Here is a 23,407-nt window from a genome sequence, read left to right on the forward strand (position 1 = left end):
GTAGCCATTGGGCAGTGGCTGTCTTGAATTTGGTCCAGGTGCGCATCCGCGCACGCATGTCGGCCTGGGGAATATCCCGGCCCGGAATCAGCCGCTGATAAGTGGCGGCGTCGAGGTAGATGTCCGGATTATTGCGCATGCTCGCATCGACACCTGCACGCGCCTTGGCGTTGGAGGTGGGATAACCGGTGGCGTTACTGATGGCGGCCATGTTTTCCGGACGCATGACAAAGTTGATAAAGGTATAGGCGTATTCCGGGTGTTTGGCATCGACCGGAATCGCCATGGTGTCCATCCACACCGTGGTGCCTTCGCGGGGCACGCGGTACTGGAAGCTATTGTGCTTGCCGGCACTCTCAGTCGTGCGTTGCGCCTGGGTCATGTCACCGCTGTAGCCCAGGGACAGGCACAGGTTGCCGTTGACCAGGTCACTCACCGGCTGCGACTGGAACTTGCGGATGTGCGGCCGCAACTGACCCAGCAGCTCACTCGCCGCCGCCAGGTCCGCCGGCTTGGCACTGCGCGGTTCCCGTCCCAGGTAATGCAGGACCACCGCCAGCACTTCGTCGGGCGAATCGATGATCGAGATGCCACAGTCGGCAAAGCGCCGAGCCAGTTCCGGCTTGAACAGCATGTCCAGGCTGTCGACCGGCGCATCGGCCATGCGGTGGCTGATCTGCTCGGCATTGTAGGTCAGGCCGATGGTGCCCCAGGTATAGGGCACGGTGGCCTGGCTGGAATGCACATAATGGCTGCGTAACTGCTGCAAACCCGGTTCGATGTCGTCCAGGGCGGTGAGCCTGGCGCGATCCAGCGGCAACAGGCTGCCGGCGCGCATCAAGCGCTCGGCCACGGTGTCGCCAGGGAAGATCAAGTCATAGCCGCTGCCACCGGCCAACATTTTCGCCTCCAGGGTCTCGCTGCCCTCCATGACGTCGTAGATCACCTTGATCCCGGTCTCGGCGGTGAACCGCGCGAGGGTGTCCTCGGCAAAATAGTCGGCCCAGTTGTACAGCCGCAGGGTTTTTTCTTCGGCGTGCAGCGCCGGCAGGGTCATGCTCAGCGCCAGTCCCAGCGCGCCGAGCAACAGCGGATTGGAGGTGCTCATGCCAGGTCTCCTGAAGTATGCCAGCGGGTATTGAGGTGGCGCCCGTCCTGGCTCAACAGCGGTCCGTACATCTCCGGCCGGCGGTCGCGGTAGATCCCCCAGCTCAGGCGTTCCTGTGCCATGGCCGTAAGGTCCAGTTCATGCAGGAGGATGCCGGCCGTGTGGCGATCCGCTTCAGCCAGCAACTGGCCCTTGTGGTCGCAGATGAACGACGAGCCATAGAAACTCATCGCAAGGCTCGGGTCGGTGGTTGCCACTTCTTCACCGATACGATTGGCCGCCACCACTGGCAGCAGGTTAGCCGCCGCATGGCCACGCATGGTCATCTGCCAGTGGTCGCGGGAGTCCAGGCTCGCGCAGCCCGGCTCCGAACCAATCGCGGTCGGAAACAACAGCACCTCAGCCCCCATCAATGCCAGGCAGCGCGCGGTCTCGGGAAACCACTGATCCCAGCAGATGCCCACACCGAGCCGCCCGAAGGCCGTGTCCCAGACCCGAAAACCGGTGTCGCCGGGGCTGAAGTATTCCTTCTCCTGGTAGCCGATGGCGTTGGGAATATGGGTCTTGCGATACACCCCCAACAGGCGTCCATCGGCATCCGCCACGCTCAGGGAATTGAAGTAGGCGTTGCCGGCCTTCTCGAACCAACTCAACGGCAGCACCACTCCCAACTCCCTGGCCAGCGCCGCAAAGCGTTGCAGGATCGTGCTCTGGCCATACTCCTGGGCCAGTGCCAGGTGCGGGTGGTGTTGCTCGATACAGAAATAAGGCGTGGCAAACAGTTCCTGCAGCAGGATGACCTGGGCACCTTGGGCCGCGGCCTCACGCACCCGTTGTTCGGCCTGGTCGAGGTTATGGGCCAGGTCCCAACTGCAGGGCATCTGGGTGGTGGCGATGGTTAACCGGCTCATGGCATCAACCCTCCACCGGCCAGGCCGGTTGTTGCTGGGTGATGCAATGCACACCGCCGCCGCCATGGGCCAGGTGGTTGATCCGCACGGGCACCACGGTGCGCCCCGGGAACGCCCGGGCCAACACCTCGGCCGCCGCCTGGTCTGCGCCAATGCCATATGCCGGCATGATGATCGCGCCATTGGCGATGTAGAAGTTGGTGTAGGAGGCGCAGAACACTTCAGCACTGGCATCCACCGCCTCGCTGGCCTCATACAGTTCGATCAGTTCGAAGCTGCGCCCATGGGCATCACTGGCCAGTTCCAGGGCCCGGCGGTTTTCCCGCACCACCTCGGCGTACACCGAGCCGCGGTCGTGGGTCGCGTCCACCAGCAACACCCCGGGACGGGCAAACGCGCACACGCCATCGACGTGGCCATCGGTCATGTCGCCGGTCACCGAGTCCGGATCGCCGGGTAGCCAGATAGTCTTCTTGATGCCCAGCAGGCGGGCGAAGATCTGCTCGATCTCGGCCTTGGTCATTCCCGGGTTGCGATTGGCATTGAGCAGCACCGATTCGGTGGTGATCAGCGTGCCCTCGCCGTCAACATGAATGGCCCCGCCTTCGTTGCACAGGGCGGTGCCAAAACACTCTAGCCGCAGATGATCGAGGGCCCGCCGCGCCAGGCTGGCGTCCAGCTCATGGGCCGACTTGCCGCCCCAGGCATTGAAGCGCCAGCTCACCCCAGCCACACCGTGCTGCGGGTGGCAGACGAAGCTCGGGCCGGAATCACGGCACCAGCTGTCGTTGACCGCCAGCTCGATCAGTTCGATGTTCGGCCCACACCAGGCCTTGGCGCTGGCGAGCGCCGAGGGATCGACCACCATCTTCACCGGCTCAAAGTGCGCAATGGCATTGGCCACGCGAGCGAAGTCTTCTTGCACCTGGGGCAACGTGACGCCCCAAGCGGATTCCCAAAGTGCCTGGTTGTGCGGCCAGACCATCCAGGTGGCGGCGTGCTTGGCCCACTCGGCCGGCATCCACCAACCGTCGTTCAATCGTTCGTTGTGCTGCATGACAAATACCTTTGAGTTAAGTCATTGTGTTCAATGAAAACTGCCTACGAGGTCTTGGCATGCATGCTACGGCTGGTAAAACGGGCAAACAAACGATGGATTTTGTGTATAAGTGATTAGAGGAGCTTATCAATATGCTCAAGCATTGGCCGCCGCTCAGCACCCTGCGCGGCTTTGAAGCCGCCGCCCGGCTGGGCAGTTTCCACAAGGCCGCCACCGAACTGCACCTCACTCAGTCGGCCATCAGCCAGCAGATCCGCAGCCTGGAAGCGTACCTTGAACAACCACTGTTTTTGCGCAGTGGGCGCAGCGTTGCGCTGACCGATGCTGGACACGACCTGCTCAGTACCACCCAGGCGTTGCTGCAACAACTGGCCGTGGGGATCCGCCGCCTGGATCAGTACCAGAAGCCCAACCAACTGGTGCTCAACACCACGCCGGCGTTCGCCCGCCACTGGCTGTTGCCGCGCCTGGGGGATTTTCGCCGCCAGCACCCGCGCGTCGACCTGTGGCTGTTCAGCACCGATGAAGTGCCTGACATGAGCAGCCAGACCATCGACCTGGCGGTGCGCGATGACCTCAGCGCCCAGGCCGAGTGCAGCTTCAAGGTACTGTATGTCGACCGCCTGTTCCCGGCATGCCATCCGAGCCTGCTGGCAGTGCCCGATGCGCAGCGCAGCACCCTGCACGGCGAGCGAGAAATGGACTGGAGTCATTGGGCAGTGGAGGCCGGGATCGATGTCGGTCAGCAGGCGCAGGGGTTGAATTTCTCCGACCCCGGCTTGCTGCTGGACGCCGCCTGCGCGGGGCTGGGCATGGCGTTAGTCAGCCAGTTGTTGAGCCGCCAGGCCCTGGCCAATGGCTCATTGAAACCCTTGGTCGAACAGACGATTCGCGGCCCGAACTGGGCCCTGCTGACCCATCGCGACAGCGAGAACAACCCGCTGGCGCGCAGTTTCAGCGAGTGGTTGGTGAACAATCTGCAAACGCCACAATGAGCCTTGATCAGAGCAACAGGTCTTCATAGAACGCGCCAAACGGACGCTCTGGGTGCGCGATCTGGATTTCCAGGATCCACAGGCCGGTATTGGGGTACTGGGCAAAATCGCCGAGGTCACCGCCTCGGTGGATCGCATGGGGAAAATCGCTGACCCGGTGGCCCTTGATGTCCAGATTGAGCTTCCAGCCCATGCGCTGGGCTTCATCGGCGGCGTAACGGTATAGCTCGCTGCCGGCGACTCGCTCGCTGCGCCAGAACCCTTCGACCCGCAGGAACAGCTCGCGGGCGGCCGCTGAGCAGGCGCTCATCTGTGGGTCGGAGCCCGTGGTGAAGGTGGCCCCGGCATCTCCTTCGTGGCCTTGCCAGACCACGCCCATGTCGACGAAAAAAATATCGTCACGCCCCAACTCCGGGTCGCCATCAGAGCGCTGCTTGAAGGTCTTCAGGGTATTGGCGCCGAAGCGGATCAGTAGCGGATGCCAGATCCGGTCCATGCCCAGCTCGCCGAGGACCCGCTTGCCCAGCAACTGCGCTTCGGACTCGCGCATGCCCGGGGTGATCGCCGCCGCAATCTGCTCGATAGCCTGCCACGTCATCTGCTGCGCATGGCGCATGGTCTCCAGCTCATACCGCTCACCTACTGCTTCTTTGTTGCCCTGGGCCGTTGCCATCAGTCACTCCCTTGGAAAAAAACCATCTATCGCTATATAGTTTTGTATATTGCGATAATCGTCAACCAAGGTATAGCCATGACCACGGCTTCGCTGCACTGCCCTGCCCCCGCGCCCGAGCCTAATCTGCCGGCGCCGACGCGGGTGCGCCCGCCTGACAGCATCCGCCAGCGCAACCAGCAATTGATTCTGCAGGCCGCCAGTGAGGAGTTCGCCGCCAGGGGTTTTGATGCCACACAGACGCGCGACATCGCAGCGCGTGCAGGACTGCCCAAGGCCAACCTTTATTACTATTTTCAGAGCAAGGACAATCTGTACGCCCGAGTGCTGCTCCGGTTCGTCGAACCGCTACTGGAAGCCTCGGCGAAACTGCGTGAAAGCGATGACCCGCGCGTGGGGCTGCAGGCCTACATCGAAGCGCGGATCCGCATCACCCGCGAGCACCCGCTGACGTCGAAAGTCTTCAGCCATGAGTTGCTGCTCGGCGCCAAACAGCTCCCTGAGCAATGCCGCGACTTGTTGCGGATCGAAGTGCAGCGCAATGTCGAGTGCCTTCGCAGCTGGATCGAGCGCGGCCTGTTGGCACCTGCCGACCCGGAACACCTGATGCTGTTCATCTGGTCCGCGACCCGAACCTACACCAACCTCGGCTGGCAGATCGCCCAGATCACCGGCACCCAGACTCCGCAAGAGGCCGACTATCGCGCAGTTGCCGCGACCCTGACGCAAATGGTCCTGCGTGGCGTGGTGGGCCAGCCGGCAGTGGGGAAAAAGCTGGCCCGGTTCACCACCTGAGACCCGGGAGACCTACTCCTCCAGACGCCCGCTGCCCTCGCGATCCTGCCGGTAGTGCTGGGCCAATGGAAATGCCGGCAACCAGGACTCGCGACGGATCACCCAGCTCTCATAGGTGGGCATCAACTGGTCAGGGGCATCCAGGGAACCCAGGTTGACTTCCACTTCGTCGGCGCTGCGGGCGAACACCGACGAGCCGCAGCGCGGGCAGAAAAACCGCCCGGCGTAATCCCGCGTTTCGCCAGTGATGGTCACCGCTGCTTCGGGAAATATCGCAGAGGCGTGAAACAGCGCGCCGTGATGCTTGCGACACTCCAGGCAATGACACAGCCCAACTCGATAAGGCTGGCCCGCCGCTTCGATGCGTACATCGCCACATAGGCAACCGCCGGTGAACCGGTGCATGGTGCTACTCCTCTGCAAGTCATCGATCAGCGCAGCCGCGTGACTCCCCGGTGCGATCCTGCCGAGGGTAAAAATAGCAGCTGGACAACCGCGCTGGGGTGCATCACCCCAACACCGGAATCACCCGCGACGGCTTCACCGACTTAAACGAAAAACTCGAATAAATCTCCTTCACCGCTGGCAAGGTCTGCAGCACTTCGCGGGCGAATTCGCCGAAGGACTCCAGGTCCTTGGCCACCACTTCCAAGAGGAAATCGTAGCGTCCGGAGACGTTGTGGCAGGCGACGATTTCCGGGATCTGCAGCAGGCGCTGTTCGAACGTGCGGGCCATTTCCTGGTTGTGGGACTCCATCATCACGCTGACAAAAGCCGTCACGCCATACCCCAGCGCCTTGGGCGAGAGGATCGCCTGGTAGCCGGTGATCACCCCGCTTTCCTCGAGGATTTTCACCCGGCGCCAGCACGGCGAAGTGGTCAGCGCTACCTGGTCCGCCAGTTCGGCGGTAGTCAGGCGGGCGTTGCCTTGCAGGGCGTTCAGCAGGGCTTTATCGGTACGATCCAGGCCGGAGGGCATATCTTGCCTCTTAATCTTGTTTTTATGGGTTTGTATTCCAATTAGCCGTTTATAAACGGGCAAGTTTGGAATTTATCGCGTTGAATTTGAGCATAGCATTGTAGGAAATCAGGGAGCGTTAACCATGAACAATAAAAACAACGAACTTGGCTTTTCTACCCGTGCGATTCACCACGGCTACAACCCGCTGGATAACCAGGGGGCGTTGATCCCGCCGATCTACCTCACGTCCACCTTCACCTTCCCCACCGCCGAATACGGCGCCGGCTGTTTTGCCGGCGAACAACCCGGGCATTTCTACACGCGGATTTCCAACCCGACCCTGGCGCTGCTGGAGTCGCGCATGGCGACCCTGGAAAACGGCGAGGCGGCCGTGGCCTTCAGTTCCGGCATGGGCGCGATTGCCGCGACCCTCTGGACCTTGCTGCGCCCGGCGGACGAGATCATCGTCGACCGCACCCTGTATGGCTGCACCTTCGCCCTGCTGCACCACGGCATCGGCGAGTTCGGGGTCAAGGTGCGGCATGTCGACCTGTCCAACCTCAGCGAGTTGCGCGCAGCGATCAGCCCGGCCACGCGGATGATCTACTGCGAAACACCAGCCAACCCGACCATGCAACTGGTGGACATTGCCGCCGTGGCCGAGATCTCCCGGCAGCACCCGCAGGTCACCCTGGTGGTGGACAACACCTATTGCACCCCTTACCTGCAACGCCCACTGGAGCTGGGCGCGGACGTGGTGGTGCACTCGGCCACCAAGTACCTCAGCGGCCATGGCGATATCACCGCCGGGATCGTGGTCAGCAGCCAGGCACTGGCTGACCGGATCCGCTTGCAGGGCCTCAAGGACCTGACCGGCGCGGTGATGTCGCCCCAGGATGCCTTCCTGCTGATGCGCGGCCTCAAGACCCTGGCCCTGCGCATGGAGCGCCATTGCAGCAACGCCCAGGTGATCGCCGAATATCTGCAGGCGCACCCGGCAGTCGAGTGGGTGACCTACCCTGGCCTGGCGTCCTTTCCCCAGCACCAACTGGCCTCGCGGCAGATGAAATTGCCCGGCGGCATGATCGCCTTCGAACTCAAGGGTGGCCTGGTCGACGGCCGGCGCTTCATGAACGCCCTGCAGCTGTTCAGCCGCGCGGTCAGCCTGGGCGACGCCGAGTCCCTGGCCCAGCACCCGGCCAGCATGACCCACTCCACCTACTCCCCGGAGCAACGCGCCGAACACGGCATTTCCGAAGGGCTGGTACGCTTGTCGGTGGGCCTGGAGGACATCGCCGACCTGCTGGCCGACGTCACCCAGGCCCTCGACGCTTGCGCCTGAGGGAGACCAACGATGACTACCCCAGACCTGCTCCATCAGGGCCCGCCCTGCGCCCAGGATGAAGACCCGCAAGAAACCCGCGAATGGCTCGACGCCCTGGCCTCGACCCTCGCCGCCTGTGGCCCTGAGCGCGCCCGCTACTTGCTCAAGCGCCTGCAAGAGTACGCCGGCGAACACGGCATCAACCGCGACGCCCAGGCCTTTTCCGCCTACCGCAACACCCTGTCGCTGGAGCAACAGGGCACCTACCCCGGTGACCTGCTGCTGGAGGAGCGCATCACCGGCCTGCTGCGCTGGAACGCCCTGGCCATGGTGGTCCGGGCCAACCATGCCTACGGTGAACTGGGCGGCCACATCGCCAGTTACGCCTCGGCGGCAGAGATCTTCGAGGTGGGTTTCCAGCACTTTTTCCGTGGCGATGGCGACAATGGCCAGCGCAACGCCGACCTGGTGTTTTTCCAACCGCACTCGGCACCTGGGGTCTATGCCCGGGCCTTTCTCGAAGGGCGCTTGAGCGAGGAACAACTGGCCAACTACCGCCAGGAAATCAACGGTCCTGGACTGTGCTCCTACCCTCACCCGTGGCTGATGCCGGACTTCTGGCAGTTCCCCACCGGCTCCATGGGCATCGGCCCGATCAGCGCGGTGTACCAGGCGCGGTTCATGCGCTACCTGCAGCACCGCGAGTTGCTGCAGACCGAGGGCCGGCATGTCTGGGGGGTGTTTGGCGACGGCGAGATGGACGAGCCCGAGTCCATCGCCGGCCTGTCCCTGGCAGCCCGCGAACAATTGGACAACCTGACCTTTATCGTCAACTGCAACCTGCAACGCCTGGACGGCCCGGTGCGCGGCAACGGCCAGATCATCCAGGAACTCGAAGCGCTGTTCGCCGGTGCCGGCTGGAACGTGATCAAGGTGCTGTGGGGCTCGGAGTGGGATGCGCTGTTTGCCCGCGACACCGACAACGTGCTGCTCAAGCGCCTGGCAGCCACCCCGGACGGCGAATACCAGACCCTTGGCGCCCATGACGGTGCCTATAACCTGGAGCACTTCTTCCAGAAGGACCCGCAAGTGCGGCGCCTGGTGGAACACATGAGCGTCGAGGAGATCAATGGCCTGAAACGCGGCGGCCACGACTTGCGCAAACTGCACGCCGCCTTCGCCGCCGCCAAGGCCTGCAAGGGCCGGCCGACGGTAATCCTGGCCAAGACCAAAAAGGGCTATGGCATCGGCGCGGCCGGCGAGTCGCGGATGACCGCGCACCAGGCGAAAAAACTCGATGTCGCCGCCCTGCTGGCGTTCCGCGACCGCTTCCACCTGCCGCTGTCGGACCAGGATGTCGAACAGTTACGCTTCTATCGCCCGCCCGAGGACAGCGCCGAAATGCGCTACCTGCGCGCCCGGCGCCAGGCCCTCGGCGGTCCGCTGCCGGCGCGCAAGAGCGCTGCGCCGCAGATTCCGGTGCCGGCGCTGGCGTTGTCGGGCGGCTTTGCGCTCAAGGCGCAAGGCAAGGAAATGTCCACCACCATGGCCGCCGTGCGCCTGCTGACGGCCTGGCTCAAGGCGCCAGAGCTGGGGCCGCGCGTGGTGCCGATCGTCGCCGATGAAGCACGCACCTTTGGCATGGCCAGCCTGTTCCGCCAGATCGGCATCTACTCGCCCCACGGCCAGTTGTACGAGCCGGAAGACAGCGGTTCGATCCTCTCTTACCGGGAGTCGCGCAATGGCCAATTGCTGGAAGAAGGCATCACCGAGGCCGGCGCCCTGTCCTCCTGGGTCGCCGCCGCGACCTCCTATTCAGTGCACGGCGTGCCGATGCTGCCGGTGTACATCTACTATTCGATGTTCGGCTTCCAGCGGGTCGGCGACTTGATCTGGGCCGCCGCCGACCAGCGCTCCCGGGGCATTTTGCTCGGCGCCACGGCGGGCCGGACCACCCTCGGTGGCGAGGGCCTGCAACACCAGGACGGCTCCAGCCTGGTGATGGCGGCGATGGTGCCCAACTGCCGTGCCTGGGACCCGTGTTTTGCCGGGGAACTGGCGGTGATCCTCGACCACGCGGCCCGGCGCCTGCTGGAACAGCAGTGCGACGAGTTCCACTACGTCGCGGTGATGAACGAAAACTACCCGCAGCCGAGTCTCGACGACAGCCAGCACGCCGATGTCCTGAGCGGCCTGTATCGCTATTCGCGCAGTTGCACCGAGCCGACGCAAATTCGCCTGCGCCTGGTGGGCTCCGGGGCGATATTGCGCGAAGTACTCGCGGCCAGCGAGTTGCTCGCCAATGACTGGGGCATTCACACCGAGGTGTTCAGCGCCACCAGCTTCAGCGAACTGGCGCGCGAGGCTCGCGAGGTCGAGCGCGACAACCGCCTGCAGACCGGCGAGCCGCGCAGCAGCCATCTGCAGCAACAGCTCGGCGGTCGCCAACCGATCATCGCCGCCAGCGATTACGTGCGTGCCTGGCCGCAACTGATCGGCCAGTACCTGGAGGCGCCCTACACCACCCTGGGCACCGACGGGTTTGGCCGCAGTGACAACCGCGCCAACCTGCGGCAGTTCTTTGAGGTGGATCAGCACAGCATTGTCCTGGCCGGATTAAAAAGTCTGGTGGACCACGATGGCCTCGACGCTGGCATACTCAGCGCGGCGATCGGCCGCTACTGCCCCGATCCAGCGCGCAGCGCGCCCTGGGATCGCTGAATCAACTGCAAGACCTTTATGAGTCATTACCCACAGGAGTGGAACACCATGAGTCGTATCAATAAAAAAACCACCCAACTGCTCAGCGCCATGATCCTTGCCGGCCTGTCCTGCCATGCCCTGGCTGAGGACACCATCCGCATCGGCATCGCCGGACCGAAAACCGGCCCGGTAGCGCAATACGGTGACATGCAGTTCAGCGGTGCCCGCATGGCCATCGAGCAGATCAACGCCCGTGGCGGCGTCGACGGCAAACAGCTGGTGGCCGTGGAATACGACGATGCCTGCGATCCCAAGCAGGCGGTGGCGGTAGCCAACAAAGTAGTCAACGACGGCATCAAGTACGTGGTCGGGCACCTGTGCTCCAGCTCCACCCAGCCGGCGTCGGATATCTATGAAGACGAAGGCATCGTGATGATCACTCCGGCCGCGACCAGCCCGGAACTGACCGCACGCGGCTACAAGATGATCTTCCGCACCATCGGCCTGGACAACGCCCAGGGCCCGGCGGCGGCGCGCTACATCGTCGGCCTGAAACCGGCCAATGTCGCGGTGCTGCACGACAAGCAGCAGTACGGTGAAGGCATCGCCACCTCGGTGCGCGAGATCCTCGGCAAGGAAGGCATCAAGGTGGCGATGTTCGAAGGCATCAACGTCGGCGAACGCGACTACTCCTCGATCCTGACCAAGCTCAAGCAGGCCAATGTCGACTTCGTGTACTTCGGCGGCTACCACCCGGAAATGGGCCTGCTGTTGCGCCAGGCCAAGGAAAAAGGCCTCAGCGCCCGCTTCATGGGCCCGGAAGGCGTGGGTAACGACTCGATCTCGCAGATCGCCAAGGACGCTGCCGAAGGCATGCTGGTAACCCTGCCTAAATCCTTCGACCAGGACCCGGCCAACCAGGCGCTGGTAGCGGCCTTCACCGCGAAACAGGAAAACCCCAGCGGCCCGTTTGTCCTGCCGACCTACTCGGCGGTGGACGTGATTGCCGGCGCGATCGTCGCGGCCAAGAGCGAAGACCCGGAAAAAGTCGCCGCGGCGATCCACAGCGGCACCTTCAAGACCCCAACCGGCGACCTGAGCTTCGACGAAAAAGGCGACCTCAAGGACTTCAAGTTCGTGGTCTACGAATGGCACTACGGCAAGCCGAAGACCGAAGCTGGGCAAAGCGCCGGTCTCTGAAGCGATGCCGAAACTGTAGGAGCGGGTGCCCGCTTGCGGCGCCCGCTCCAGGTTCAGTGGTCGTATGTGGATTTTCCGAACACCCAAAAAACACTGTAGGAGCGAGCCTGCTCGCGATGGTCGTCAACGATAACGCGCGCTGCCTGAAACAACGCGTCGCTCTTGAGATCATCGCGAGCAAGCTCGCTCCCACCTATGTCTCACAAAAAACACCGGATCTTCGCTTGATGCCGATCAGTTAAGCAATTTGCGCAGTACCTGTAGCATCTGTCGCTTAATTAGGGTCCAGCAACCCACCGTGCCAGTTACGCGATACCTGGCTGCCGGTGAACTTCGCGACCACCGTGCCCTGGGCCACCAGGCGGTCCCGATGGCGGGTGACCATCCGCCCGGCCTGTTCGGCCAACAGCACCACCTCGGAAGACGGATCACCCGGACGCCCGATAATCCGCGCAAATCGCTGCCCTTGCTCGACGAAATCCCCCAGCGCCTTCTCAAACACCAGCACCCCGGGCTGCGGTGCCAGGATGGTTTCCATCTGGCCCATGTCCATGGCCTCGACAGGCCAGTCCACAGGCTCACGCGCCTCATCGATGACCCCATGGCCACACAACCAGGCATACAGGCCCTCGGCGTCCTGCGCGGCATCGGCATCGCTGACATCGCCCTGCCCGCGCAGCTCCAGGGTCGCGGCCATTTGCCGCTGGTTCACGCCTGCACGCAGCCAGGGGCTGATCAGGGTTTCTTCGAAAGAACCGTCACCGCCGTCATCCCAGATGATCGCCACATCCATGCGCATCGCCGCCGCCAGCGCGCGGCCGCGAGGCCAGAAACTGCGGTGCAGGTAGAGGTATGGCAGGGCTTCGTCGTCGGTGTGCAAGTCCAGCACCACGTCGGCGCTGGAGGCCAGTTGCACCAGGTTTTTTTGCCAGTGCTGGACCACGGTCGACGGCTGGGCCATCGCCGCCGACTGGTCGAAACCGCGGTTGAAATTGTGCCCCGTGGCATCGTGGAAACGCCCGAGAATCCGCCCCTGGCGAAACTGCCCGATGCCCAGTGGATTGGCCTGGGGCACCACCGTCACCGAGCCCTTGAGCCGACCTGCGGCTTGGGCCCGGGCCAACTTGGGCATCAGCAGGTGCAGCACCAGCATGCCGGCGATTTCATCGGCATGTACCCCGGCCTGCAGGTGCACGGCAGGGCCCTGGCCGGCTCCGGCGAAACGCCAGGCGCCGACCCGCACCGGGTCGCCATTATTGTTCGGCACACTGAATGAAATATCCTCGACCATCCACCTGTCCTCCCCTGCTCATGGCTGTTGCTCAATGGATTGCCGGTCGCGCTCGGCCTGCTCCGGCGTCGCCGGCGGATACAGCGGCTGCGAGACCGAACACTCGGCCCCGACCACCTCCTGGCTGCCATGCCGCCCAAAGATCATCGCCAGGGTGCCGCTGACCGCGATCAACCCGGCGCCGATGATCAGCGAGCCATCCAGCAGCGTGCCCCAGACCAGGCTCGACAGGGCGAAGGCCCAGATCAGCCCGGTGTATTCGAAAGGTGCGAGCAAGGTCGCGGTGGCCCGCTGGAAGCTGGCGAACAGCAGGAACTGGCCGATCCCGCCTACCAGCCCCGCCGCAAGCATGCCCAGCCAGGCCGGGGTCGGCGCCGGGGTGTGGGTCCAGGGCAACGCCACCAGCATGCACACCACAAACACCACATTGGTGATCAGCATCTGCTCCAGCACCGAGGTCTGTTCATCGACCTGGCGCAACTGGATGTAGGTGAAGGCCCAGCACATGGCGGCCAGCAGGGTCAGTACCACCGGCCACGGGTCCTGGATCTGGGTCGGGCGGCAGGCGATCACCACCCCGACAAAACCGATGATCAGGCTCAGCCACTGCCAGGCGTTGGCGCGCTCCTTGAGCATCACTGCCGCCAGCACCGTAACCATGATCGGCGCCGAGAAATACAGGGTGGTCATCTCCGCCAGGGTCAGGTCGCGGGCGGCGGTGTAATACAGCAGCCAGGCGACAATCGACAGCAATCCGCGCACCACCAGCAAGCGCCGGCTTGGCGAGCGCCAGGCCCGTTGTACCAGTTGCAGGCGGCCCACCAGCAGGCAGGCAACGACCACCACCAGGCTGCGCCAGAACAGGATGCTGACCACCGAATAATCGGCCACCAACCACTTGATGCCGGCGTCCTGCAGGGCCAGGAAGGCGTAGCCCAGGGTGCACAGGCCAATGCCTTGCACTGAGCGGTCGACCCGCGAGCTACTCATCACACCGACCTGCGCACGGGAGTGCCACGGCGCTCGGCGAAGGCAAACAGCGCCTCGATCAGGAACGTCAGGCAGACGTACACCAGTGCCACCAGCAGCAACGGTTCATAGACCTGCAGGGTCTGGGCGCGCACGACGTTGGCGGCGCCCAGCAGGTCGATCACCGCGATGGTCGAGGCCAGCGCCGTGGACTTGAGCAGCATCACGCACTCCCCGGCCAGGGTCGGCAACAGCAGGCGCATGGCCCGGGGCAGGCGCACCCGCAACAGCGCCTGGCGCGCCGTCATGCCAAAGGCCGAGGCCGCTTCCATCTCGCCCTTGGGCACCGCCAGCAGGCCGCCGCGAATCACTTCACCGACATAGGCCCCCACCGACAGCACCAGGGCGAACACGATGTACCAGTAGCCATCGCGCAGGTAGGGCCACAGGAAGCTGGCGCGCAGCAGCGGGAACTGGGCAAACAGGCTGCCCAGGCCGTAGTAGAAAATGTAGATCTGGATCAGCAGCGGCGTGCCGCGCCACAGGCTGGTGTAGAGCAGGCTGGCCTCGGCCAGCAGACGGTTTTTCGAGATCCGCGCCAGGGCCACCAGCACCGCCAGGACGAAGCCCAGCACGCTGGCGATCAGCAGGATGCTGATGGTGGTCTGCAATCCTCGGCCCAACAGGGCGGCGTACTCGATTATCCACGCTGCAATCATCTCATTCACTCAGCCAAAGGCATCCAGCGACGAATGCGTCGCTCCAGCCGTCCCGACAGGTAGTTGGACAGTAGCGTCACCGCGTAATACAGCGCGGCGGCGGTGAGGTAGAACAGCAGGTAGTGGCGGGTCGAACCCGCGCCCTGCTTGGCGGTGTACAGCAACTCGTTGGTGCCGACCACGCTGATCAGGGCGCTGTCCTTGATCAGGTTGATCCACAGGTTGGCCATCCCGGCCATCGCGTAGGGCGCCATGATCGGCAGGGTGACGCGACGGAACAGGCCAAAGCCGCTGAGGCCGAAGGCTCTTCCCGCCTCGATCAGGCCAAAGGGGATTGCCTGGATCGCCGCGCGGAAAATCTCCGAGGCGTACGCCCCCTGCACCAGCCCCAGGACGAGGATCGCCGCCAGCGGCCCGCTGACGTCTATCGCGTCGTAGCCCATGTGGGCCATAAGGGCGTTGAGCAGCATGGAGCCGACGTAGTACAGCAGCAGGATCAGCAGCAGCTCCGGGATCGCGCGGAACAAGGTGGTGTAGCCGCGCATCAGGGCCGCGATCGGTTTCGGCGCGCCCAACTTGAGGCAGGCCACCACCAGCCCGATCAACAACCCGACCACAAACGCGCCGGCGGATATCTGCAGGGTCATCCACAACCCACGCAACAAGGCCCCGCCCCATCCTCGTTCGCTGAAGCCGATCAATTCGAACATTGCAGGCATTTCACTCTCCGGTTACTGACCTTCAACCGCCTATGGCGGTCTGGCCCCATCGCGGACAAGCCTGTAGGAGCGAGCTTGCTCGCGAAGGACTCAAGAACGCCGCGTTGAATCAGGCTCGGCGCGTTATCGTTGGCGACCATCGCGAGCAAGCTCGCTCCTACAAAGACCGGGTTCACAGCATCATCATGTGGGAGCTGGCGCCAGCTTGCGGCTTGCCAGCGATGGCGGCCTCAGCCACGGCGACCCGGTTTGTAGTCAGAAGGCAGGTTTCACGCTGGTTCCGAAATAGTGCTGCGACAGGTCGTCATAGTCCTTGCTTGCCAGCAGGGTCTGGATCGCCTGGTCGAGGCGCGCCTTGAGGGCGGCGTCGTCCTTGCGCAGGCCGGCGCCGACGCCTTTGCCGAAGATCGGGTCGTACGGCACGGTGCTCAGGTACGCGAGGTCCTTGGCATCGGCGGTCTTGACGAACTCGGTCATGGCGGTGCCGTCGGCCATCATCAAGTCGAGACGCCCGGCGATCAGGTCGGCGTTGGCCGAGTCCTGGGTGTCGTAGTACTTCACGTCGGCGATTTTTTCGTACTTGGCCTTCAGGTAGCTGGCGCTGACGGTGGAGTTCTGCACGCCGATGATCTTGCCCTTGAGGTCATCCGGGTACTTGCTCACCGAGCTGCCCTTGGGCCCGACCACGGCGATCGCCGAATCGTAGTAGGCCTTGCTGAAGGCGATCTGTTTCTCGCGTTCGGCGGTGACTGACATCGAGGAAAAAATCACGTCGATCTTCTTCGCCAGCAGCGAAGGAATGATGCCGTCCCACGCCACCTCCTTGATCTCGCACTCGGCCTTCATCTCGCTGCACAGCTTGTGGATCAGGTCGACTTCAAAACCCTTCCACTCACCGTTGGGCTGCTTCTCGGTGTACGGCGGATAGGGTTCGGCCGCCACCGCGAACCTGATCGGCTGTGCCTGCGCGGCGCTCATGCCGGCCAGCATCACGCAGGCCACGCCCGTCAACCAGTTTGCCAAACGTCGATTTGCCATGATGTTTCCCCGTCTTGTTATTGTGTTTTAGCGAGTCTGATGAGCGTTGACGAACTGTCGGCAACGCTCGCTGCGTGGGTGTACAAACACTTGGTCCGGCGTACCGGTTTCCTCGATCAGCCCCTGATGCAGGAAGGCGACATTGGATGAGACATCGCGGGCGAAGGCCATCTCATGGGTCACCAGGATCATGGTCCGGCCTTCTTCGGCGAGCGAGCGGATCACCCGCAACACTTCGCCCACCAGTTCCGGGTCGAGTGCCGAGGTCGGTTCATCGAACAGCATGACTTTGGGCCGCATGGCCAGGGCCCGGGCGATGGCCACCCGCTGCTGTTGGCCGCCGGAAAGAAACGCCGGGTACTCGTTGCGCTTGGCCGCCAGCCCCACCCGTTCGAGCAGGGCTTCAGCGCGTTCGGTGGCCTCGGCCCGGCTCTCGCGCAGGACCTGGGTCGGCGCCTCGATCAGGTTCTCCAGCACCGTGCGATGGGGCCAGAGATTGAAGTTCTGGAACACCATGCCCAGGCTCGAGCGAATCCGCACCAGTTGCCTGGCGTCGGACACCAGCGGCGCACCAGGACGGGAATGGTTGAGGCGGATGCTTTCACCGTCCACCAGGACGCGCCCCTGGTCCGGCACTTCGAGCATATTGATGCAGCGCAGCAAGGTGCTTTTGCCTGAACCACTGGCGCCGATCAGCGAGACCACTTCGCCTTCGCGGGCCGTCAGCGAGACGCCCTTGAGCACCTCGATGTTGCCGAAGCGTTTATGCAGGCGATCGACTTCGATCATTGTCCGGGCGGCCTGAGGAATCTCCCCGACGTCAGCATCCGGGCCTGGGATTCGCTCTACCAAGGGTGAAAACCGCATGCCAGTGCCTCATTCGAAGTGAAGAAAGCCAAGCCCGCAACCAGCCGGGAACAGAAGGTGCGCTCAACATAGTTCAAGCTGAACAGTCGTTCAACAGAAAACTCAGCGCGGTTCGCGTTCGATGCCAACAGGTCGTTTTCACGACAGTCCGGGCGCTTTCCCGATGCCCACAGCCGATTCGGCTGTGGGCCCGGAGTATTCGACCGCACCCGCTGCGCCATGGCCACGGATTGGCCGAGATAGACCGGCGCTTACCCCGACAATGGCGCTATGGCCAACCCCTGCATCTCCCCCTCAAACGCTAATAAAAAGGTACGCCCATGACCCGTTACGTTGACGTCAATGACCTGAGCCGCCTCGTCCAGGCCAAAGGCCTGACCTGCTGCCTGACTGAAATGGCCGAGTACATTCGCCAGGACTACCTGCGCTGGGAAGACTTCGAGAAATGTGCCCGCCTGGCCAACCACTCGCCGGAGGGCGTGATCGAGTTGATGCCGGTGTCGGATGCCGCGCTGTACGCCTTCAAGTACGTCAACGGTCACCCGAAAAACACCCATAACGGCATGCTGACGGTCATGGCCTTTGGCGCGTTGGGGGATGTCGATACAGGCAAGCCGGTCCTGCTCAGCGAGATGACCCTGACCACCGCCATTCGCACCGCCGCCACCTCCGCCCTGGCCGCACGCTACCTGGCCCGGCCAGACAGTCGGCGCATGGCGCTGATCGGCAACGGCTCGCAAAGTGAATTCCAGGCCCTGGCATTCCACACCCTGCTGGGCATCGAAGAACTTAGCCTGTACGACATCGACCCGGCCGCCAGCGCCAAACTGCAGGCCAACCTGAGTGCCTACCCGGCCCTGAAGATCACGATTGCCGCCAGCGTCGCCGATGCCGTGCGCGGAGCCGATATCGTCACCACCGTGACCGCCGACAAGGCCTACGCGACCATCCTCACCCCACATATGATCGAACCCGGCATGCACCTCAATGCCGTGGGTGGTGACTGCCCTGGCAAGACCGAGTTGCACCGCGACATCGTCGAGCGGGCCCGGGTGATCGTCGAGTACGAACCGCAAAGCCGCATCGAGGGCGAGATCCAGCAGATGCCCGCGGATTCGCCGGTGATCGAATTCTGGAAAGTGGTCAACGGCCAGGAACAGGCTCGACGAAGCGCCGACGAAGTCACCCTGTTCGACTCCGTGGGCTTCGCCCTCGAGGACTACTCGGCCCTGCGCTACGTGCTGGACGTGGCCGAGGCCCTGGACATCGGCAGCGAGATTGAACTGGTGCCGACACTACAGGACCCGAAAAACCTGTTCGCCTTGCTCCAGCCGCCCGTGGTCGCCGCCCACTTGCGCCGCGCCTGAGCAATCGGCCCTTGATTCAGGGATCGACCTGGCCCATCAGTTCGGCCACCGTCTCCGGGCGTTTGGCGTAGCGCTGGGCCAGCACCGCACAGACCATCAGTTGAATCTGGTGGAACAGCATCAGGGGCAGGATCAACAGGCCGATAGTGCTGCCGGCAAACAGCACCTGGGCCATCGGCACGCCGGTGGCCAGGCTTTTCTTCGAACCGCAGAACAAAATAGTGATGCGGTCTTCCTGGTTGAAACCAAAGGCCTTGCCCAGCAGCGTCGCCGCGATCAGCACCAGCGCCAGGACGATGCAGCAGGCCAGCACCAGGCCCGCCAGTTCCCACAGCGGAATCTGCTGCCACAGCCCTTCGTTCACCGCCTCGCTAAAGGCGCCGTAGACCACCAGCAGAATCGAGCCCTGATCGACGAATTTCAGCCAATGCTTGTTGCGCCCTACCCAGGCGCCAACCCAGCGGCGTGCGATCTGCCCGGCCACAAACGGCAGCAGCAACTGCAGGCTGATCTTGAGGATGGCATCGAGGGTCGAGCCGCCGTCGCCGTGCACATTCAGGAGCAAGGCCACCAGCAAGGGCGTGAGGAAGATCCCGAACAGGCTGGACGCCGCCGCACTGCAGATGGCCGCCGGAATGTTGCCGCGCGCCAGGGAGGTAAAGGCAATCGCCGACTGCACCGTGGCCGGCAACGCACAGAGGTAGAGCATGCCCATGTACAACTCATTACCGACCATCGGTGAGAGCAGCGGCTTGAGCGCCAGGCCCACCAGCGGGAATAGCACAAAGGTCAGGCCGAATACCAGCAGGTGCAGGCGCCAGTGGCCGGCACCGGCGATGATCGACTCACGGGACAGCTTGGCCCCATGCAGGAAAAACAGCAGGGCAATCGCGCCGTTGGTCAGCCAGCCAAAGCCGACCGCGGCCTGGCCGCTGACGGGCAGCAGGCTGGCCAGGAGCACCACGCCGATCAGGGTCAGGGTGAAGTTGTCGGGCAGGAAACGAGGACGGGTCATCGGTATCATCCGGGGGTTGCCAAGTACGTAGCGGCGACTCTAACGTGACTGCGGATTACCGACTAACGCCAAAGAGCCAGCAGATGCCGCCTAAAGGACATGACCAGAGCTACCGGCGCAGTGTGCCCGGGCTGCCCAGCCTGCCACGACCGGTCTACGGGCGCACCGAGTCACTGCCCAATCGCGCCCTGACCCGCCGCCACAGCCATCCCTGGGTGCAATTGTCCTACGCCATTCAAGGGGTGCTCGAGGTGCAGACCAGCGCCGGGCGCTTCGTCGCGCCGCCGCAACGGGCCGTGTGGATCCCCGCCGGCGTGCCGCACCGGGTGTTCAGCTCGCCGCGCACGGAAATGCGCAGCCTGTACCTCGATTGCAGCGTCACCGCCTGGGCGCAGCCGCGATGCCACGTGCTCGGGGTCAGCGACCTGTTGCGCGAACTGATCCGCCGCTTCAGCCAGATGCCGGTGGAATACCAGGAGGACGGCGCCCAGGGACGACTGGTGCAGGTCCTGCTCGACCAATTGGCCGAGGCGCCGCAGATCGACTTGATGCTGCCCCTGCCACAGGACAGTCGCCTGCAGAAAATCTACCAGAGCCTGCAACTGCACCCGGAGCAGGCCACCACCCTGGGCCACTGGAGCGAAAAATTCGCGGTCACCGAAAAGACCCTCAGCCGCCTGTTCCTGCGCGATACCGGCCTGACCTTCCGCGCCTGGCGCCAGCGCTTGCGTCTGCTCGGTGCGCTGACCCCGCTGGAACAGGGCGAGCGTGTTACCGACGTGGCGCTGGCCTGCGGCTACGACTCGACCTCGGCCTTCATCGCCGCCTTCCGCCAGCAATTCGGCGCCACACCCGGAGAGTTCTTTCCCTGAGCGCACGACCACCTTGCTGCGACCAATTGTCCCGAAGCCGGCACCCATCGCCGCGATTTTGATAGGATGCTGCCCTTTCACGGTGACCCCCCTGCCAGGTCAACTCGACTGCCAGGTGGCCAAAGGGCGTTGACGCATGAGTGTTTTGATGAATCGCCGCAAGGTGATTGCAGGTATGGGGCTGTTGGGCCTGGGGCTGCTGACCGGCTGCGACACTCGCGGCGAGCTGTCATACAAATACGGCAAGGACCTGAGTGACAAGATCCTCGGGCGCACCTTCAAGTTGAAAGACACCAATGGCGATGTGCAAACCCTGTCGAGCTTTCGCGGGATGATGCCGATGGTGTTCTTCGGGTTTACCCAATGCCCGGCGATCTGCCCCACCACGCTTGCGCGTGCGGCGAAAATCAAGAAGCTGATGGGCAAGGATGGCGACCGCCTGCAGGTGATCTTCATCACCCTGGACCCGGAACGGGACACCCCGCAAGTACTCGACGCCTACGTCAAGGCTTTCGACCCATCGTTTGTCGCGTTGTACGGCAGCCTCGAAGAAACCGCGGCCACGGCCAAGGAGTTCGACGTGTTCTTCGAGAAGGTCCCCAGCGGCTCGACCTACACCCTGTCCCACACCGCGACCAGTTATGTTTATGACTCCAGGGGCACCCTGCGCCTTGGATTGTCCCAGTCACTTTCGGCACAAGAGTGTACGGAAGACCTGCTCACCGTCATGGAGGTCTGCTAATGACCGCATCGTTCAGCAAAAGCCGTATCAAACAGTTGCTCCTGGGTGTTTCCCTGCTGGGCCTGGCCTTGCAGGCCTCGGCCCAGACCCAGGTCGATGACGCCTGGGTTCGCGCCACCGTCGCCGGGCAGCAAGCCACCGGGGCGTTCATGACCCTGACCGCCAGCACCGACAGCAAGCTGCTGGGCGTGCAATCGCCAGCGGCGAAAATCGTCCAGGTGCATCAGTCGACCATGAAGAACGACGTGATGAGCATGCAACCGGTGGAGTCCGTCGCCCTGCCTGCCGGCAAGGCGGTGTCGTTCGACCCCCACGGCTACCACGTGATGCTGATCGACCTGGTGGCCCAGGTGAAGGAAGGCGACAGCGTGCCGCTGACCTTGATCGTCGAAAACGCCAAGGGTGAAAAAGAGTCGATCGAGGTCAAGGCCCCGGTGCGGGCGCTGAACATGGCCGACCACAAGATGTAAACCAGGGTCGCGGCGTACCGGTTGGCGATTGCAGTGTTGATCCTCTCGAAGGTAGTATTGAGAACGATTCACACTAACATCTGGAAAGCCGACCGGTGCAACCCCCTTCGACCCGCAAGCTGGGCTTCTTCTTCAGCGACCATCACCGCTGGCTGTTGCAGCATATCCAGCGTCGCCTGCGCAATCACGCGGACGCCGAGGACACTGCCGCCGATACCTTCTGCCAGATGCTGGTGGCCCGGGTCGATCCCGACAGCATCGAACAACCGCGCGCCTTCCTGGCGACCATCGCCCGCCGCCTGATCTTTGACCGCCATCGTCGGCGCAAGCTGGAGCTGGCGTACCTGGAACGCTTGTCGGCACTTCCCGAATTGCTCGCGCCCTCCCCCGAAGAACAATTGCAGCTGATTGAAGCCCTGGTGGCGATTGACCGGGCCCTCGACGGCTTGCCCCTGGTCGTCAAGGCCACCTTCCTCTACAGCCAACTGGACGGCCTGACGTACGTCGAGATCGCCCGTCGTCTGGACTTGTCCGAGCGCACCGTCAGCCGCTACATGAAACAGGCCCTGCGCCAGTGCTGCCTGAGCGAGATGAGCTCATGAGTGCGCCGCGCCTGGACCCTCTCAGCGAGCAGGCCATCGACTGGATGGTCAAGTTGCGCGCCGGCCAGCCCGACGCCGGACTGCAAGAACGCTTCAATGCCTGGCTGGCCATGGACCCTGCCCACGCACAGGCCTGGGCCACGTTGCAGGAACGCCTCGGCGGCTCGTTCAATACCCTGCGCGCCCTTGATCGACGGGTTCCCGGCCAGGCCGCGCAAGCTCGACAGTTGCTCCTGCAACCCCAGGGCTCGCGCCGCGATGCGCTACGGCTGATCGCTGGCCTCGGCCTGCTCGGTGGCGGTCTGTGGCTGGGGGCGCGCAGTCCACTGGGCGACAACCTGTTCGCCGACCTGCACACCGGGCGTGGGCAGCGCCGGGACTTCAACCTGGCCGATGGCAGCCGCCTGAGCCTGAACGCCGAGAGCGCGGTCGACCTGCAGTTCGATGGGCAGCAACGACTGGTGATCCTGCGCCACGGCGAACTGCTGATCCAGGTGGCCGCCGATCCCCGGCGTCCGTTGCGCGTACGCACCGCCCAAGGCGAAGTGTGCGCGCTGGGCACGCGTTTCCTGGTGGCCCAGGAGCGTGATGCCAGCCGGGTCTTGGTGCTTGAGCATGCAGTCCAGGCGAGCCTGTTCGACGGCAGCCAGGCGGTCCTGCAGGAAGGTCAGTCGGCTCTGCTCTACCGGCAACGGATAGTCCGTCTCGCCGGTGATCAACGGCATCGCGCCGACTGGCTGGACGGGCGCCTGAACGTGCTCGACGAACCTCTGGAACAGGTGGTGAATGCCCTGCGCCCCTACAGCCGTGGTTTTGTCCGGGTGGCCCCCGCGATTCGCGATCTGCGGGTGCAAGGGGTATTCCCCCTCAACGACCCGGACAAAACCCTGGCCGCCCTGGCGGAAACCCTGCCGATCCGGGTCCAGCGCTACAGCCCCTGGCTGACCCTGATTCAAGCGAAATGACAGTCGCCAGGATTATTTTTTGAAAATCGATCTTATTTGTG

The 23,407-nt window shown here is 63.6% G+C and carries 23 protein-coding genes and 1 pseudogene; 11 read left to right on the forward strand and 13 right to left on the reverse strand.

Annotated elements, in window-relative coordinates:
• Positions 1-7: 7 nt before the first annotated feature.
• The 3 genes and pseudogenes from QMK50_RS02355 to QMK50_RS02365 all read right to left on the reverse strand — a co-directional run.
• Positions 8-1,108: pseudogene (locus QMK50_RS02355) on the reverse strand (extracellular solute-binding protein); the annotation flags it as partial.
• Positions 1,105-2,019, reverse strand: coding sequence for an N-carbamoylputrescine amidase (gene aguB / locus QMK50_RS02360; protein ID WP_095169094.1), 915 nt, complete (start codon positions 2,017-2,019; stop codon positions 1,105-1,107). The pseudogene QMK50_RS02355 and the gene aguB, both read right to left, overlap by 4 nt.
• Before the next feature lie 4 nt (positions 2,020-2,023).
• Positions 2,024-3,076 (reverse strand): agmatine deiminase family protein, encoded by a 1,053-nt coding sequence (locus tag QMK50_RS02365; RefSeq protein WP_320332431.1) that lies wholly within the window; start codon positions 3,074-3,076, stop codon positions 2,024-2,026.
• A 134-nt stretch (positions 3,077-3,210) separates the two neighbouring features.
• On the opposite strand from QMK50_RS02365, the gene QMK50_RS02370 reads away from it, so the two are divergent.
• Positions 3,211-4,074, forward strand: coding sequence for a LysR substrate-binding domain-containing protein (locus QMK50_RS02370; protein ID WP_320332432.1), 864 nt, complete (start codon positions 3,211-3,213; stop codon positions 4,072-4,074).
• A 7-nt stretch (positions 4,075-4,081) separates the two neighbouring features.
• Here the strand turns inward: QMK50_RS02370 and QMK50_RS02375 are convergent, their stop codons facing one another.
• On the reverse strand, positions 4,082-4,747 hold the full coding sequence (locus tag QMK50_RS02375) for a M24 family metallopeptidase (protein ID WP_320332433.1): 666 nt from the start codon (positions 4,745-4,747) through the stop codon (positions 4,082-4,084).
• Between the two features lie 78 nt (positions 4,748-4,825).
• Between QMK50_RS02375 and QMK50_RS02380 the strand changes: the two genes are divergently transcribed.
• Positions 4,826-5,542 (forward strand): TetR/AcrR family transcriptional regulator, encoded by a 717-nt coding sequence (locus QMK50_RS02380; protein ID WP_320332434.1) that lies wholly within the window; start codon positions 4,826-4,828, stop codon positions 5,540-5,542.
• A gap of 12 nt (positions 5,543-5,554) precedes the next feature.
• On the opposite strand, the gene QMK50_RS02385 is transcribed toward QMK50_RS02380, so the two are convergent.
• On the reverse strand, positions 5,555-5,947 hold the full coding sequence (locus QMK50_RS02385) for a GFA family protein (protein WP_320332435.1): 393 nt from the start codon (positions 5,945-5,947) through the stop codon (positions 5,555-5,557).
• A 103-nt stretch (positions 5,948-6,050) separates the two neighbouring features.
• Positions 6,051-6,521 carry an Lrp/AsnC family transcriptional regulator gene (locus QMK50_RS02390; RefSeq protein ID WP_320332436.1) on the reverse strand — a complete coding sequence of 157 codons (471 nt, stop codon included), beginning with the start codon at positions 6,519-6,521 and terminating at the stop codon, positions 6,051-6,053.
• A 124-nt stretch (positions 6,522-6,645) separates the two neighbouring features.
• On the opposite strand from QMK50_RS02390, the gene QMK50_RS02395 reads away from it, so the two are divergent.
• The 3 genes from QMK50_RS02395 to QMK50_RS02405 are packed head-to-tail and all read left to right on the forward strand — an operon-like array spanning position 6,646 to position 11,730.
• Positions 6,646-7,845 carry a methionine gamma-lyase gene (locus tag QMK50_RS02395; RefSeq protein WP_095169087.1) on the forward strand — a complete coding sequence of 400 codons (1,200 nt, stop codon included), beginning with the start codon at positions 6,646-6,648 and terminating at the stop codon, positions 7,843-7,845.
• 12 nt (positions 7,846-7,857) lie between these two features.
• Positions 7,858-10,548 carry an alpha-ketoglutarate dehydrogenase gene (gene mdeB / locus QMK50_RS02400; RefSeq protein WP_320332437.1) on the forward strand — a complete coding sequence of 897 codons (2,691 nt, stop codon included), beginning with the start codon at positions 7,858-7,860 and terminating at the stop codon, positions 10,546-10,548.
• Between the two features lie 48 nt (positions 10,549-10,596).
• A complete protein-coding gene (locus tag QMK50_RS02405; RefSeq protein ID WP_095169085.1) occupies positions 10,597-11,730 on the forward strand; it encodes a branched-chain amino acid ABC transporter substrate-binding protein in 1,134 nt (377 codons plus the stop codon).
• 274 nt (positions 11,731-12,004) lie between these two features.
• Here QMK50_RS02405 and QMK50_RS02410 read toward each other — a convergent pair whose 3' ends face one another.
• The 6 genes from QMK50_RS02410 to QMK50_RS02435 all read right to left on the reverse strand — a co-directional run bounded on the left by QMK50_RS02410 (position 12,005) and on the right by QMK50_RS02435 (position 17,255).
• Complete coding sequence (locus tag QMK50_RS02410) at positions 12,005-13,021, reverse strand: succinylglutamate desuccinylase/aspartoacylase family protein (protein ID WP_320332438.1); 1,017 nt, start codon at positions 13,019-13,021, stop codon at positions 12,005-12,007.
• 18 nt (positions 13,022-13,039) lie between these two features.
• Positions 13,040-14,011, reverse strand: a complete 972-nt coding sequence (locus QMK50_RS02415; RefSeq protein ID WP_320332439.1) for a DMT family transporter — start codon at positions 14,009-14,011, stop codon at positions 13,040-13,042.
• Positions 14,011-14,709 (reverse strand): ABC transporter permease subunit, encoded by a 699-nt coding sequence (locus QMK50_RS02420; RefSeq protein WP_320332440.1) that lies wholly within the window; start codon positions 14,707-14,709, stop codon positions 14,011-14,013. The genes QMK50_RS02415 and QMK50_RS02420 overlap by 1 nt, the downstream gene beginning before the upstream one ends.
• Positions 14,710-14,714: 5 nt before the next feature.
• Complete coding sequence (locus QMK50_RS02425; protein ID WP_095169082.1) at positions 14,715-15,428, reverse strand: ABC transporter permease; 714 nt, start codon at positions 15,426-15,428, stop codon at positions 14,715-14,717.
• Between the two features lie 255 nt (positions 15,429-15,683).
• Positions 15,684-16,466, reverse strand: coding sequence for a transporter substrate-binding domain-containing protein (locus QMK50_RS02430; RefSeq protein ID WP_320332441.1), 783 nt, complete (start codon positions 16,464-16,466; stop codon positions 15,684-15,686).
• A gap of 27 nt (positions 16,467-16,493) precedes the next feature.
• A complete protein-coding gene (locus QMK50_RS02435) occupies positions 16,494-17,255 on the reverse strand; it encodes an ATP-binding cassette domain-containing protein (RefSeq protein ID WP_143501217.1) in 762 nt (253 codons plus the stop codon).
• Between the two features lie 398 nt (positions 17,256-17,653).
• On the opposite strand from QMK50_RS02435, the gene QMK50_RS02440 reads away from it, so the two are divergent.
• Positions 17,654-18,700 (forward strand): ornithine cyclodeaminase, encoded by a 1,047-nt coding sequence (locus QMK50_RS02440; RefSeq protein ID WP_320332442.1) that lies wholly within the window; start codon positions 17,654-17,656, stop codon positions 18,698-18,700.
• A 16-nt stretch (positions 18,701-18,716) separates the two neighbouring features.
• Here QMK50_RS02440 and QMK50_RS02445 read toward each other — a convergent pair whose 3' ends face one another.
• Positions 18,717-19,715 carry a bile acid:sodium symporter family protein gene (locus tag QMK50_RS02445; RefSeq protein WP_159996501.1) on the reverse strand — a complete coding sequence of 333 codons (999 nt, stop codon included), beginning with the start codon at positions 19,713-19,715 and terminating at the stop codon, positions 18,717-18,719.
• 83 nt (positions 19,716-19,798) lie between these two features.
• Here QMK50_RS02445 and QMK50_RS02450 point away from each other — a divergent pair, with 83 nt between their 5' ends.
• The 5 genes from QMK50_RS02450 (at position 19,799) to QMK50_RS02470 (ending at position 23,366) form a co-directional block, all read left to right on the forward strand.
• Complete coding sequence (locus tag QMK50_RS02450) at positions 19,799-20,587, forward strand: AraC family transcriptional regulator (protein ID WP_095169077.1); 789 nt, start codon at positions 19,799-19,801, stop codon at positions 20,585-20,587.
• Positions 20,588-20,723: 136 nt separating this feature from the next.
• A complete protein-coding gene (locus tag QMK50_RS02455; RefSeq protein WP_159996503.1) occupies positions 20,724-21,329 on the forward strand; it encodes an SCO family protein in 606 nt (201 codons plus the stop codon).
• The gene (locus QMK50_RS02460; protein ID WP_320332443.1) at positions 21,329-21,799 is read left to right on the forward strand and encodes a copper chaperone PCu(A)C; all 471 of its coding nucleotides are present in this window, start codon (positions 21,329-21,331) and stop codon (positions 21,797-21,799) included. The genes QMK50_RS02455 and QMK50_RS02460 overlap by 1 nt, the downstream gene beginning before the upstream one ends.
• 95 nt (positions 21,800-21,894) lie before the next feature.
• Entirely contained in the window at positions 21,895-22,401 is a 507-nt protein-coding gene (locus QMK50_RS02465; protein ID WP_095169074.1) for a sigma-70 family RNA polymerase sigma factor, read from the forward strand.
• Positions 22,398-23,366 carry a FecR domain-containing protein gene (locus QMK50_RS02470; RefSeq protein ID WP_159996507.1) on the forward strand — a complete coding sequence of 323 codons (969 nt, stop codon included), beginning with the start codon at positions 22,398-22,400 and terminating at the stop codon, positions 23,364-23,366. The genes QMK50_RS02465 and QMK50_RS02470 overlap by 4 nt, the downstream gene beginning before the upstream one ends.
• Positions 23,367-23,407 lie beyond the last annotated feature (41 nt).

Origin of the sequence: Pseudomonas sp. P5_152 (assembly GCF_033989915.1) — a bacterium.
Lineage (GTDB): Bacteria > Pseudomonadota > Gammaproteobacteria > Pseudomonadales > Pseudomonadaceae > Aquipseudomonas.